This is a genomic window from Myxococcus sp. CA005 (genome assembly GCF_006518205.1).
In the GTDB taxonomy this organism is placed as follows: Bacteria; Myxococcota; Myxococcia; order Myxococcales; family Myxococcaceae; genus Myxococcus; species Myxococcus xanthus.
In genome coordinates, this window is the sequence record NZ_SRLV01000142.1 from 1 (window position 1) to 13,738 (window position 13,738).

Below are 13,738 nucleotides of genomic sequence, written 5' to 3' on the forward strand. Positions count from 1 at the left end.
GGCGTGGGCCGGGGCGCCAGGGGGGCGGACGGTCGTCACGCTGGCCTTCGACGACGGAATCGAGGAGCAGCGCCAGGTGCTGGATATGCTTTCGGCTTCGGGGCTGAAGGCGACCTTCTTCATCATCAGCGGGCGGGTCGGCCAGACGGGATACATGAACCTCGATGACCTGCGCCGCCTGGCCGCGGCCGGACACGACATCGGGGGACACACGCTGCAACACTCGGAGCTGGCGGTGCTGACGCCCGAGAAGCAACGACAGGAGATTTGCGAGGACCGCCTGCGGCTGCTCAGTTGGGGCTTCTCACCCACCGCCCTCGCATTCCCCTTCGGTTCGAACGATGCGGTGGTGAACCAGACGGCAGCGGCGTGCGGATACAACGCCGCGCGCGACGTGCGGGGCCTGGTGGACACCTGTGGCTCCTGCCCCACGGCCGAGACAATCCCTCCGCTCGATCCCTACGAAATCCGCACGCCCGCGACGGTGACGCGCGACGACGGACTGAAGCAGTTGCAGTCGTGGGTCACCTCGGCGGAGGCCGCGGGGGGCGGCTGGGTGGTCGTCGTCTTCCACTTCGTGGCGCCGGACTGCACCAAGCGCACCTATTGCGTGAAGCCCGACGTCCTCCGGGAGTTCATGGGCTGGCTCTCGCAGCGGGCACCGATGGGGACAGAGGTGCGCACGATGCAGGACATCCTGGGCGGTGCGGCGCGGCCCGCGGTGCACCCCGTGTCCCAGCCGCCCACGGCCACGCTGAAGAATCCCTCGCTCGAGGACGACGCGAACGGCGACGGCGTGCCCGACTGCTGGCAGCTGGGCCCCGCCCACGGTGGCGCCGTGCGCGCCGAGCGCTCAGCCGAGGCGCACAGCGGCGCCTGGTCCTACCGGCTCGAACGCGTGGAAGCCTCCGGGGGCGCCGCCTCGCTCCAGGTGCTGCGCGACGACGGCACCTGTGCACCGGCCGTGACGCCTGGGAGCGGTTCGCGGGTGAGCGTCTGGTACCGCTCCAGTACGCCGCTGCACCTGGAGGCGGCCGTGAAGGGGGCGGATGGGATGTGGAAGGTGTGGAACCGCGGCCCGAGCCTGCCACCCGCGGAGGCCTGGACGGAGGCGTCGTGGGAGCTGCCCATCGCGCTGCCGGCCGACGCGTTCGAACTGAGCGTGGGCGTCGCCCTGGAAGGGGTGGGCTGGGCGCTGGTGGACGACTTCGGGCTGGCGGATGCGACGGCGCCCGCGGCGCGCCTGGTGCTGGACGCACCGACCGGCGGAGAAGACTTCGTCGTGGGCCAGGACGTGGAGGTGAGGTGGTCCACGCTCGGCGAGGTGCGGACGCTGGACGTGGCGTACTCCACGGAGACGAGCGCCAGTTGGGTGCCGGTAGCCACCTCGGTGGAGAACACGGGGCACCTCATCTGGCGCGTGCCCGACGTGCCGAGCCAGGAGGCGCTGCTGCGTGTCGCCAGCGCCGAGGATGAAACGGTGTCGGGCACGAGCGCGCCCTTCCGCATCCTGCCCGGGGCCCCGCAGCAGCCCGGCATCGTGGAGCCGCCACCCGAGGAACAGCCCCCCGAGGAGATCCGTGGCGACGGGCAGGTGAATGGCGAGAGCGGTGGTTGCGGGGGATGTGAGGGCGCGGGTACGGGGCAACTGTTTCTCGCGGTGGCCGGCGGACTCATCGCCCTCTCGCGTTCGCGAGCCAGGAAGAGGCAGCGGAAAGAGTGACGCCTGAGGCAGCGGCGAGCCAGGTAACGCCCCGCAGTACCTGCCGCTCTCCTCAAGAACGAGCGGCCAGGGCATCCGTGTGCTCCATGGGAGCGCGGCCCATCCACCGGCGCCGCGCTCCGCCTTACTGGCCGGCCGACGCGGCGCGAGCATGAGCGCGATGCGGCGTTCGCCGAGCTCGCCGCCCTGGCGACGCCCCTGGACCGCGATGCCAGACCGGAGGAGGTCGCGCGCCAGATTGGCTTCCTGCTGTCGGATGACTGCGCGCTGATGACAGGCACGACCTTGCTGAGCGACGGCGGCCGCACGCTCTGAGTTCGCGGCCGCTCCTCCCGAGCTCATGGTCCGCGGTTCGAACTCTCGACTCGGCCTGCACACGCAATATTCCTTGACGGGAATATGACCGACAAGGAATATACATCCTCGTGATTGAGACCTTCACGGCGCTCGCCGACCCGAACCGCTTTCGCATCGTGGAATACCTGCTGGGGGGCGCTCGCTCGGTGGGTGCCATCGGAGAAGCGCTGAACCTGAACCAGCCGCAAGTGTCGAAGCACCTGCGCGTGCTGAAGGAGGCCCGGCTGGTGGACGTGGAGGCGCGCGCCCAGCAGCGTCTCTATGGCCTGCGGCCCGAGCCGCTGCGCGAGCTGAACGCGTGGTTGGAGCGCTACCGCGACATCTGGGACGAGCGGCTGGGACAGCTCGACTCGCTCATCGAAGAACTCAAGACGCAGGACATGGAAGCAGCGCAGCGACATGCTCGAAAGAAGAAGGGATGAAGTGATGAGCCTTACGTCAGTGGAGTTGGAGTCGGACCGCACCATCGTCATTTCTCGCAAGTTCAATGCGCCCGCGCGCATCGTGTTCGACGCGTGGACTCGGGCGGACCTGGTGAAGCGCTGGTGGGCGCCGAAGGCCCTCGGCGTCACCATGGCGAGCTGCGAGGCGGACGTGCGCGTTGGCGGCGGCTACCGTTACGTGCTGCGCAATCCGGACGGCGGTGAGGTGGCCTTCTCCGGCCAGTACGCTGAAATCACTCCGCCCTCGCGGCTCGTGTACACGCAGGTCTTCGAACCGATGGCGGACGCGGGTTCGGTCACCATCACCGTCACCTTCGACGAGCGCGACGGAAAGACACACATGGTCTCCCGCGAACTGTATCCGTCAAAGGAAGTGCGGGAGGCCGTCCTCGCGTCCGGCATGGAGCACGGCTTGCGCGAAACGATGGAGCAGCTCGACGCGCTCGTGTCGTCGCCGGGCCTCGACTGAGCCGGTGCGGCGCCGCCATCCGTGCGCGTTTCGCGTTGCAGCGGGGGCATGTTCCTTGGAATGTGACGGTCTGCCCCTCTTGCCGGATGACGTCACCGCCCAGCCCTCTCCCGCCCATGCCGACCCTCCTGGCGATACTGCACATCGTAGGCTGCGTGCTGCTCGCGGCCGTCTTCTTCGCTCCCGCTGGAGTGCCCACGCTCGTCCACCTGCTCAAGGGCATCGTGAGGGAATACAGCCTGGCGATGCTGTTGCCGGCGCTCCTCACGGCGCTCGTGGCCGTCTGGATTTCCCACGTGGACGTTTGGAGATGGCTGCGCTGGGGGACGGCGGCATGCGCACTGCTCGTCGGCATCCTCGCGGTGTGGCCCGCAGCCTCCGCGTGGCGGATGGCCAGGGCGGCCGACACTCCACTCCGCCTCCGTGAGTATTTCCGGCCCCTCGTCGGAGCCCGCCCCCTCCCGAGCCACACCGTTCGTTTCGCCGTGGTCGAGGGGCACGACCTGCACGCCGACGTCTTCCTTCCCGATGCCTCCGCCACCAGGGCCCGTCCCGCCGTGCTCTACTTTCACGGGGGCGGCTGGCGTGGCGGAGAGCGCGGCTACGCCCGCGCCTGGGCCGACTTCCTCACCGCGCGGGGATATGCGCTCATCTCCTTCGACTACCGGCTCTTTCCTCCTGCCACCGGACTGAAGGCCCCAGGGGACGTCAAGTGTGGCATCCGCTGGGTCAAGGATCACGCGGCCACCTACGGTATCGACCCGGACCGGCTCGTCCTCTTCGGAGAGTCCGCAGGCGGGCACCTCGCGAGCCTGGCGGGGTACACCGAGGGAGATGCTCGCCTTCCGTCCTCCTGCGCCCCCGGGGACACGTCGGTGGCGGCCATCATCAGCTTCTACGCGCCCAGCGACCTGGTGGCCTACGCCGCGAGCGCCCCTGCTCCGCTCGTGGGCTTCACGGGTGTGCCGCAGGAAGGCCACCGCGAGCTGTATGAGCTGCTCTCCCCCATCAACCACGTCGGGCCACGTTCCCCTCCCACACTCCTGCTCCATGGCGGGGCCGACAGCGTCGTTCCGCTCGACGCCTCGCAAGCGATGGCCGCTCGACTGGCCCAGGCTGGCGTTCCCCATACCCTGTTCACGCTGCCGTACGCGGAGCACGGCTTCGACATCTGGGATGGCGGCTTCGGCCGTCAGCTCGCCCGGGCGCAGGTGGGGCGGTTCCTCCAGCAGCACGCGCCCGTCAATTGAGGGCGTTCCCTCGCGCTGCAATCAGATAGCGTTCCCCTCATCCTTCGGGCCACGCGTTACGAGGGTCCTGCCTCTCGTCCAATGTGTATACATAGGCGGCGTCAGGGCCCTGCAATGGGGCGCCGGAGGCGCAGGCCGCCTGATGGTCATGCGACGACCGAGGACGCGCTCATGGCTGAAATCGTAGCGCAGCGAACCGATGTGGTGACTGCGCCTATCCAAGGTAGCGGCGCAGACGCAGCGACCGAACACCACAAATGCCTCCTCTCGAATGGATGAGACAGGCCGGGCGGCACCGTTGCATTGAATCGTCGGCAAAAATCGCGGTCCGGGACGCATGGCTCGGGGCGCCCTACGCCGGGCACGACATCACGAGCAAGCGAGGCTTTTTAGTCGACAAATGAGCCGTGAATAATCCACCCTGAGGTGCGTCCAGGTGGGCCAGTCGGTGAATGACTCCCCGCGCCCCAACGCGGCCCACCGGCTTCTCATATAGAAAGAAAAAGTTCGATGAACTCGATTGCTCGCGCAGTGCTTGCCTCATCCATGTTCGCCGCTTCCTCCGCCTTCGCCCAGGACGTCGAGATGAACATCCATGCCGATGACATTGGCATGCCGTCGACCAGCATTTCCGTGGAGGGCATGTCCCCGGATGGCAACGCAGCGGGCGTCAACATGGAGATTCGTGGTGGCGGCGCTCGCATGGAGGTGAACGTGTCGGGAACCGGAACTCCGCCGCCGTCGGGGCGACATGAGCGCAGAGAGCGCCGTGAGTATCGCGAGGAAGTCGCGCCGCGCGAGACGCCCGTCCGACATGTGCGGCACCACTCCGAGCCCGCGTTCCGTGACTGTGGGACGAACCAGGACCCGGGCTGCACCATGCAGCGCAACGGCCATTTCGCAATGGACGCGGAGACCTTCCACGGCTTCATGCAGTCCCTCAAGAGCACTCGCAACGAGCTGACGCGGGAGGACATGGTGGAGAAGGTGATGACGCGGGCCTTCCTCACCGCGAAGCAGTTCGGCCTCGTCCTGGACCTGTTCCAGAACGAAATCACCCGCCTGGACGTGGCGAAGACGGCCGCGCCCCGCGTGGTGAACCCGCAGCACGCGCTGGGGTTCTCGTCCAAGTGGAGGAACTCCATCTCTGCTGACGAGTACGTGGAGATCATCACCGAGCAGTAATCCACGGGATGTCGTTCCAGCAGCCACCGCGCACCGACGTATCCCCGCCTGCCCTGCCCCTGCGGTCCGCTTCGCTGGCCGCGGCTCAGGGGCCCGCGAAGCTGGCGGGGTGTTGTGCCACAAGCAGTCGCGTTCCCCCCCTTGATGGATGGATGAGCCGCCTGGGCGGGCCGGCTCCCAGGAGCAGTGACGTGCTCGACTGCGGCTCAGTAGTAGTCGCGCAGGGTGAGCCGACGCTTGCTGCCGTCTTTCAAAGTGAGCATCACCGTCTGACCTGCTGCGCGATATCGCCAACGCGCGAGTTCCGTGCCCGCGTAATCGGGGCCAATGGGCTTGCCATCAATGGCAATGATTTCGTCCCCCTCCTTCCAACCCGAGCCGGCGGCGGGGCTCCCAGGGGCCACCAACTTCACCACGAGCCGCCCCTCCGCGGGGAGGGCAATCAGGCCGGACCGGTCCTTGCGGAAGGGCTGACGCAGCGCGCGGGCATCAGGGACCAGCATCAGCGTGTCCGTCGCATAGTCCGTTATCATCCGGAAGCGTCCGAGGACGGCGAGCCCCAGGTTGCCGAGGAGCCGGTCCGAGGCGGAGATACTCTTGCCCGCGTCGTCGAACACCGTGGGCACGTCCTTCAGGGTGATGCCCGCCAGTTGAATGTCCTTCAGCGTCGCTACATCGCGCTCCCGGAGTCCGCCCACGGCTCCGGACAGCGTCCTGGAGCTGCGCCTTTCCGTGAGCAGCCCGGCTTGCTGCCAGTAGGCGGGGAAGAGCGAAAGTGCTCCGCCATTGCCCACGTCGAAGAGCACCGGAATGGGGGGACGGCCCTCAATGGAGATCTGGACGGCGCGCTGCCCGCCCGCGGATTCGACCAGCGGGAGCCGAACCGCTCGCGGCGGAGCCTTGAAGCGGGACGCATCATGGAAGGCGACGCGCCGGTTGGGGAAGTCCACGTCCACGACGAGTTGGTTGAAGGACTCCTTGCCCAGGACGACGGGCAGCGGGTGGCCTATCAACCGCGCGACCTCGGACAGGTTGATGACGGCGACCGTCAGCCCCGTCAGTCGCAGGTTGCCCAAGGTGATGTCCACGCCGCCCGCGAGCTGGGCCTGTGCATGTCCTCCGCTGCCGACCGCCGCGAGCTGCCCCTGCGTCTTCAGCCCCAGTTCACGCGCATAGGCCGTGTCGACCACCGTCATCTCGGCGCCGCTGTCCAGAAGCACCTGCGTCGCCTGGCCATTCACCCGCGCTGGGATGTAGACGCGGTTCTCGTCGAAGAACTCGAAGGGGATGAAGCCGGTGCTGTGGTGACCTTTCGCGAAGATCGCCTTGCGGACGTCCTGGGGGCGTTCGAAGACCGCGGATGGAATGGGGACGTTCAGCTCCAGCGCCTCCACCACCGTTCGTGAGTCGGAGTCCGGGTTGTCGGTGAGCACCTCCTCCAGGAAGGGGATTCGCACGCCCTGGACCTGACGCCAGTCTCCCAGTCGCACGAAGCGGGTGACGTTGTCCTCGCGGATGCGCAGACCGTGGAGGGCTCCGTCGGCCTCATTGAGGAACAAGTCGTAGAGGTCTTCATCGCCAAAGGTGACGCGCACCACCTTCCAGGCGCGGCCGTCGCGCTCCGCGTCGGGCTGCAGCGCGAGCGTCGCGCCGGCGCTCCCCCGCAGCGCCGCCCCGAAGTCGAGCGCCACCTGGTGCCGGACATCGCGCGCGTCGGTGGGCGATGCATCTTCGACCTGTCCGCTGGCGTTCAGCTTCCATCCACCATCCGGGGTGATGGTCATCGACTGACGCATCACTCCGTAGTCCACATCCCGGCGTGCCCTCCCGTCCCGGTGGCTCCAGTACTCCATCGGGCCCTGGAGTCCACCTGTCACGGACTTCCCTGTCGCATGGATGCTCTCCAACTGCGTGAAGGCGTCCCCGCCACGCCACGCGAGGTGGCGTGCGAGGAGCGGTTGCAGCGCCTCTGCCCCGGCTTCAGAGGGGCCAAACAGGAGGGGCAGGGTCAGCAGAACCGCGATGAGGGCTCTCATGGGGTGTCTCCGCGCTTGGAAGAGGAACGGGGCTGTCGCCCGACGAGCTGGCGCAACCCCGGAGGGCTCGAGTTGATGAGGGAGAAGGACCGCGCCATCCGCGCGCGCGCGGACGGAGGAGCGCTCAGCTGGATCTCCGCGGCCAGCCCACTGTGTTGCAGACACGAGAGATAGACGCTGTCACTCCAGATGGCCTGCTTGACGCCGGTGCCATCCGGCGTGAGCAGCGCCACCAGGAACTCGCGGGCATCCACCACGAGCGTCAGTTGCGCGCCCGGCCAGCGCTCCCGAACGAAGTCCGCGCTGGACGAGCGCACGGAGGCGAAGGGAGCCTTGGGGGGTTCGTCATAGACAAGCCCCACGACGGACACGCGCCTGGCGCTCGCCTCCGTGAGCGCCGGGGCGAGGGCCGCGAGGGGTGGCGGGAAGAGGTCGAAGAGCAGTCGCTCGGTGGCGCCGGCAATCATCGCCCGCGCGCGCTCCATCACCTGTGCGTGGCTCTTGAGGTGGTAGATGCGGTCGTCTTGCACCGGGGCGTGGAGCTTGCGCAGCGCGTCCGCGGCCTCGCGCCTGCGCGTGTCGAAGCCACGCTGGAGCGCCGTGAGCACTTCGTCCGGAGGAACGGGCCGGAAGGAGCGGGGCTCGCCCTCCTCGACGAGTACCGCCCCCTTGTGTTCGAGCGAGGCGAGCGCCTGGTAGATGCTCGGAGGCGCCTTCCCCAGCGCCTGCGCGAGCCGGTATCCGGTGGCGGGCGCCCCCTTGAGCAGCTCGCAGTACACCCGCGCCTCCACCTCCGTGAACCCAAGGGCCACGAGCCCTTCATCCGCGTCCATGGAGGGAGTGTTATTACTGGCTGGTAATAATGGTCAAGTGACAGAGGGTACGGGCATGAACCGTCGCGCCAGGCGGCCTCTCCAGCGGCCCTTTCCCCCCCTTGCACCACCCTGCCCCTCGAAAAGGGAAAAGCCCGGCAACCCTTCGCGGGTGCCGGGCTCTTCACACCGCGCTCGCGGCTCCGAAAGGCCTAGCAGGTCTTCTTGTAGAGCGCGAGGCAGTTGTCGACGAACTGCTTGGTTGTGCACTTGCCGTTCTGCTTACAGGTCGCCCAGTCGTTGTAGCGAGGGTCCTTGCAGTACAGGAGTGTGACCCAACAGTTCGGCCCCATTGCGGAGACCTCACCGTCCGCGTCACCCATCGACGCCAGCGGCTCCTCTTCCGATGTCAGAGGGCTGTAGTCGAGGTTGATGCTCTCACCGGACTCGGTCGTCACCGTCTCCACGGTGTCCGTCGGCGCATCATCCGCGCCCACACCACAGCCCACGGCAGGAACCACGGCCAGCATGAACCCCAGGAGTAGCTTCTTCATTGTTGTTCTTTCTTCCTCAGAAATCGAAACGCCTGAGGAGGGCGTTGCCATGTGAACGCGTCCCGTCCACACCCACCACCCTACAACGAAGACAAGCCAGACCCATAGCCGCAAAACCCTAATTGACCCCAATTGCACAAATTCAAGAACTCAAATGTCAACCACAGACATCGCCCTGCTTGGGCACCAACGCGTGCGCGCGCCTTGATGTCTGGAGGCCATCACGGCCTCTCGAACCCATCACCGCCTGCACCACCAGGTGCACCCAATGCCTATCATCCTCGGACAGGGATTCCATCCCTCCTGCAAGGAATGCCAGGTCCGCCCCCCCGAAATGCTGTGTAACCACGGCAAGGAATGCGCCTGAACCATGGACGAACTCCTTGCATTGCTCGGGCGCTACGCTCCCGGCCACAGCGGTCAAATCGAAGGCTACCTGGGCTTTCTCGTGGACGAATTGGAGGACGTCTTCGGTCGTCCGCTCACAGCCGACTACCGTCACTTCGCCGAGGTCTTCGGGTCGCGTGAAAGGCCGCTCCGGGCCCATTGGCATGCAGCGCCCCGAGGAACTGAAGCGTTTCCAAATGCTCCTCGAGGACTACACGGACCTGGGAACGTCCCTGTTCTAATCAAGGGCACGGTGGTCCCTCCCACTTCGTCTCCCTGTAAGCGGCGACCAGGGAGGGCAAGAGCGCTACCGACAAGGCGGAAGCAGGCGTGCCATACACGACCTCAGTGGCATCATGCCCAGCGCGACGACACCGCGCGCGATACCAGTGCCGCTCCCGCCCCCCGAGCGGTAGAGCCGCGACACGCGGGACCGGACACCAGCGGGCCCCGTCCGCCTCGGCCCCAATCCAATCCGCCCCCCTTCCAGTGCAGGAGTTCCGGCGCATCAGATGAACCCTTCACGCGGCATCTACCTTGACGCTCACCGCAGCCGCCACCGGCGCCCCTTCCCCCTGTGGCGGAGCGCCGGACGGCCAGAGCCGCTACTGCGGATCCCACCCCGCGTTCACTGTCATCCGGTCCAGCGCGCGCACGGAGACGTAGGGGACGAAGCCCGCCGCGCGTGAGCGGGTATAGGCATCCGCGATGTGTGCGGCCTGAATGGCGTAGTCAGTGGAGAGCACCAGCTTGCCTGCCGCGCGGACCCGGGCCGCGTTCGTCCGGTTCTCCTCGCACCAGCCCTCGTCGCAGGCGTTGTCGTCGGACCAGTACATGTCCTCCATGCCCAGTCCGTCGATGGCGGGCAGGTAGGCGGGGTCATCCACCAGCTCGGGGGAGTTCTGGGGCATCACCTTGAAGGCCGGGTTGCGTGCCTTGGCGTACTGGCTGATGCGCGCGATGAGGGCCACCATCTTCCGCGCGAGGTCGGCGCGGTTGGTGCCCGCGGAGTTCGCGGGAATCTCCTCATACGTCACCACCATGTCCAGGTAGCACCCGGTGAAGCCCGCGGCGAGCGCCTGGTCGATGCGGCCCTGGACGATGGGCCACCAGCGCTCGTCCCAGTACTTCACATACTGCTCGTCGGGCCAGCCGGCCACAGGGCCGAGCTTCAAGTCATCGGGCACCTGGGGCCACTCGGGGCGATACTCCTCGATGGCGCCAATCTCGAAGTACGCGAGCACCTGCTTGCCCTTGGCCTTGAGCGCGGTGATTTCGGCAGCGGTGAACCAGCCATCGGAGCCGTCGCGCGACAGCTCGACGATGGCGAGGTCGAACTTCGAGTCGGCGATGGTGTCGAGCTTCCCCTGGGGATAGTTCGTGAGCTGGTAGGTGAAGCTGTGGACGCCCTCCCACGACACGGGCGTTCCGGCTTCGGTCCCCGTTCCCGCGTCGGAGGAGGTGCCCGCGTCCGTGGGAGTCCCCGCGTCGGTGGGAGTCCCCGCGTCGCTGGGGGTGCCCGCGTCCGAGGCGGCGACCTGGATGCGCACCACGAGCAGGTCCAGCAGCGACGCATCCGCCGTGGACGTCGTGCGGTAGCGCAGTTGCACCGGACCTCCGCTGACGAAGCGCTGGGGAGACGTCAGCGCGAGCGACGTGGCGGTCCACCTCCAGGACTGCGCGAAGGTGTTGTCGCTCACCAGCACCCAGGCGCCCGCCGTGTAGTCCCACGCCTCGAACAGCCAGCGCATCTGCGACTTGAGGGGCCCTCGATAGTTGATGCCCACCTCGGCGGCGACGACGTCGGCGGCGCCCACGTCCGCGGGGAGCTCGTACGTGCACGTGGCCAAGGTGCCAGGGAAGAACTCGACGTACTCCGCCCAGCGGTCCTGCGTGCCCGACAACGTCTGCGTGTGCAGCCCCTGGACAGTCTGCCCCGAGCCGATGGAGCCGCTTTCGACCTGGAGACTGGCGCACGTCAAGGTCCGGGTAGCCGCGAGGACGGCTGTGTCCTCGCCCCGCTCCGCGCTGTCCGCGCTTCCGGAGGCACCACCACAGGCGAACAGCGCGATGCACCACAGACTCGTCCACCCTACTACCGCGACTCGCATGTGCGCTCCCTGTCGCCAGAGCCGGGCCCCGCCCCGATGTCGATGCGCTCGGCGAACGTAGCGGGCTTTAACTGCAGACGCCCGGAGTCAGCAACGCGATGTGGCGCGCGACACGCGACATTCAGCCATGTCCTGGAACATTCGTTCCTGTCTGGATGGAGTGGTGCGTCGCAGGTGATGGGGCCTAGCCTCGGGTGGAAGGTACACGCGACCGCCGGAGCCAACGAGGCCGATGCTGGCCTCGGACGGGAAGTGGAATAGGCTTGCCCCAAGGCAATCTCTCTCAGGAAGACTCCTCTTGGACCTCCCCTTGACTCCTGCCCTGCGCATCAACCTGGGCAAGCGCGCTGGTGTCACCGGCGGCCTGCTGGGCGTGCTGTGCGTCTGCGTCGAATTCTGTTTTCTGTTTCCCCACTTGCTGGTGTCCAACGACGGCCGGGCCTTCTACGTGGAGCACCTGGGCGTGTTCCGGGGCATCCTCCAGGCCGCCATCGTCGCTACCTTCGCGCTGGGCGCACTCAGCGTGCTCACCTTGCGCTCCAAGGCGCATGGCGGCATCGCCATGCTGCTCGCGCTGGTGGCCATGCTGCTGGGCGGCAGCCAGGCGGAGCCACTCACCCACCAGCCGCGGGCCCTGAGCGCGGGCCTGGACTATTTCGCGCTGGAGCTCCTCGTGTTGGGGCTCCTGTTCATCCCCATGGAGCGGCTGTGGGGGCTCCACCCGCAGCGCATCTTCCGCGAGGGCTGGCAGACAGACCTCAAGCACTTCTTTGTCAGTCACGTGGGCGTACAGCTCATCTCCTTCTCGGTGATGATTCCGGTGCAGGTCTTCTTCTCCTGGGCGGTGCGCATGGACTTCCAGGCCCATGTGGCCGCGCAGCCCGTGTGGCTGCAATTCTTCGAAATCCTCCTGGTGGTGGACCTGGTGAGTTACTGGGTGCACCGCGCCTTCCACCAGGTGCCCTGGATGTGGAAGTTCCACGCCATCCACCACTCCAGTCAGCAGATGGACTGGCTGGCCAGCTCGCGCTCTCACCTGGTGGACGTGCTCGTCAACCGGTTCGCGGGGTTCATACCGGTGTTCCTGCTGGGCTTCAGCCCGGCCGCCATCTACGGCTACCTCGTTTTCGTGTCCTTCCACGCCGTCTACATCCACGCCAACGTGAGCCACCGCTGGCCCTATCTCCGTTGGGTGTTCGCGACGCCCGAATTCCACCACTGGCACCACACGTCCGACGAGGAAGGCATCGACAAGAACTTCGCTGTCTTCCTGTCCTTCATTGATGTGATTTTCGGCACCGCGCATCTGCCCGAGCACTGGCCGTCACGGTATGGAACGACGAAGTTCCAGCCTCCAGAGACCTACCTGGGTCAGCTCGCCTATCCGTTCCAACGGCACGAAGAAACGCCTTACGGATAGAAATGAAACTCGACTCCGGGTTCAAGCGCGATGGCCGTCTTCAGTGTCGTCGGTGTCCGCATGGACGCCGGCCCCGCCCATTCCGACGCCTCCAGCGCCACCACCGCCGGCACCTCCGCCGCCGCCCCCTCTTCCGCTACCCTTGTCGCCGCCCTTGCCCCCTCCTCCGCCGCTGGGACGCACGGGGCCCTGGTCGGGAATCGCGAGTCCGTGAGGGATGGGCTCGAGATCGAGCGCCCGGCGGATGAAATCGCGCAGCGATACGACCAGCCGCGCGGTGCCGACCTTGCGCCCGGCGACCATGTCCGCGGCAGCCTCCGCGGCGAGCCGCACCTGCTCCTCGGTGCCGAGCAGCATCACATCCGACAGCGCCGCCTCGACCGCGTCGCGCGTGCGCCGACGGCGTTCGAGCGCCGGGTGGTCGAGCGACGACGCAAGCACGAGGCCCTGGTCGGGCTCCTGTTCGAGTGGCTCTCCAGCCGCGAGCCGACGGCGCATGTCCCGCAGATGAGTCGGGTCCACGACGAGCTCACCGGTGAATGAGCCGCCGAGTGTCTTGTATGCGGAGATCAGCGTCTTCAGCCGCTCGTTGATCTGGCGGTTCTCGCGTTCGCGCCGGCGCTGCACGGTCTGCATCACCAGCAGGCGGATGCTGACGACGACCAGCGACACCAGCACGAGGCTGGTCAGCGTCGCCGCGAGGCCACGCCAGGAAGTGAAGTCGAGAGAGCTCATCATTGGCGCGACGATAGCGCGGCCATCGCGCGGTCGCCGCGACGCGCTCCCGTGTGCCGCTGACCCATCTTGCTGAGGGAGTGCTGCCACGGTGGAGTCCTTCACCCAGCAGCCCCCTGTGGCCGTAGTTGCGTGTACCGGACCATGGTGAGCACCGATTCCGGCCCGAGGTGAGCACCCGTTCCGGGCATGGTGAGCACCCGTTCCGGGCATGGTGAGCACCGATTCCGGCCCGAGGTGAGCACCCGTTCCGGGC

12 protein-coding genes and 1 pseudogene are annotated in these 13,738 nt (G+C 67.2%); 7 read left to right on the forward strand and 6 right to left on the reverse strand.

Annotated elements, in window-relative coordinates:
* The 6 genes and pseudogenes from FMQ63_RS35440 to FMQ63_RS35465 form a co-directional block, all read left to right on the forward strand.
* On the forward strand, window positions 1-1,723 hold a 1,723-nt coding region (locus FMQ63_RS35440), incomplete at its 5' end, for a polysaccharide deacetylase family protein (protein ID WP_141276973.1).
* Window positions 1,724-1,894: 171 nt separating this feature from the next.
* Window positions 1,895-2,038: pseudogene (locus tag FMQ63_RS35445) on the forward strand (SDR family oxidoreductase); the annotation flags it as partial.
* 110 nt (window positions 2,039-2,148) lie between these two features.
* A complete protein-coding gene (locus FMQ63_RS35450; RefSeq protein ID WP_011556213.1) occupies window positions 2,149-2,502 on the forward strand; it encodes a helix-turn-helix transcriptional regulator in 354 nt (117 codons plus the stop codon).
* 4 nt (window positions 2,503-2,506) lie between these two features.
* Window positions 2,507-2,992, forward strand: coding sequence for an SRPBCC family protein (locus tag FMQ63_RS35455; protein WP_275955102.1), 486 nt, complete (start codon window positions 2,507-2,509; stop codon window positions 2,990-2,992).
* 116 nt (window positions 2,993-3,108) lie between these two features.
* On the forward strand, window positions 3,109-4,242 hold the full coding sequence (locus FMQ63_RS35460) for an alpha/beta hydrolase fold domain-containing protein (RefSeq protein WP_225909531.1): 1,134 nt from the start codon (window positions 3,109-3,111) through the stop codon (window positions 4,240-4,242).
* Between the two features lie 546 nt (window positions 4,243-4,788).
* Complete coding sequence (locus FMQ63_RS35465; protein ID WP_020479161.1) at window positions 4,789-5,427, forward strand: DUF4476 domain-containing protein; 639 nt, start codon at window positions 4,789-4,791, stop codon at window positions 5,425-5,427.
* A 206-nt stretch (window positions 5,428-5,633) separates the two neighbouring features.
* Here FMQ63_RS35465 and FMQ63_RS35470 read toward each other — a convergent pair whose 3' ends face one another.
* The 5 genes from FMQ63_RS35470 to FMQ63_RS35490 form a co-directional block, all read right to left on the reverse strand.
* Window positions 5,634-7,463, reverse strand: a complete 1,830-nt coding sequence (locus tag FMQ63_RS35470; protein WP_011556218.1) for an aspartyl protease family protein — start codon at window positions 7,461-7,463, stop codon at window positions 5,634-5,636.
* Window positions 7,460-8,296 carry a TrmB family transcriptional regulator gene (locus FMQ63_RS35475; RefSeq protein ID WP_011556219.1) on the reverse strand — a complete coding sequence of 279 codons (837 nt, stop codon included), beginning with the start codon at window positions 8,294-8,296 and terminating at the stop codon, window positions 7,460-7,462. Before FMQ63_RS35475 ends, FMQ63_RS35470 begins: the two co-directional genes overlap by 4 nt.
* Before the next feature lie 191 nt (window positions 8,297-8,487).
* Window positions 8,488-8,829, reverse strand: a complete 342-nt coding sequence (locus FMQ63_RS35480; RefSeq protein WP_020479160.1) for a hypothetical protein — start codon at window positions 8,827-8,829, stop codon at window positions 8,488-8,490.
* 157 nt (window positions 8,830-8,986) lie between these two features.
* Entirely contained in the window at window positions 8,987-9,127 is a 141-nt protein-coding gene (locus FMQ63_RS38275) for a hypothetical protein (protein WP_228556552.1), read from the reverse strand.
* Window positions 9,128-9,821: 694 nt separating this feature from the next.
* Entirely contained in the window at window positions 9,822-11,327 is a 1,506-nt protein-coding gene (locus FMQ63_RS35490; RefSeq protein WP_011556221.1) for an endo alpha-1,4 polygalactosaminidase, read from the reverse strand.
* 310 nt (window positions 11,328-11,637) lie between these two features.
* On the opposite strand from FMQ63_RS35490, the gene FMQ63_RS35495 reads away from it, so the two are divergent.
* Window positions 11,638-12,747 carry a sterol desaturase family protein gene (locus tag FMQ63_RS35495; protein WP_228556553.1) on the forward strand — a complete coding sequence of 370 codons (1,110 nt, stop codon included), beginning with the start codon at window positions 11,638-11,640 and terminating at the stop codon, window positions 12,745-12,747.
* A 21-nt stretch (window positions 12,748-12,768) separates the two neighbouring features.
* On the opposite strand, the gene FMQ63_RS35500 is transcribed toward FMQ63_RS35495, so the two are convergent.
* Window positions 12,769-13,485 carry a hypothetical protein gene (locus FMQ63_RS35500; protein ID WP_020479158.1) on the reverse strand — a complete coding sequence of 239 codons (717 nt, stop codon included), beginning with the start codon at window positions 13,483-13,485 and terminating at the stop codon, window positions 12,769-12,771.
* Between the last annotated feature and the right edge of the window lie 253 nt (window positions 13,486-13,738).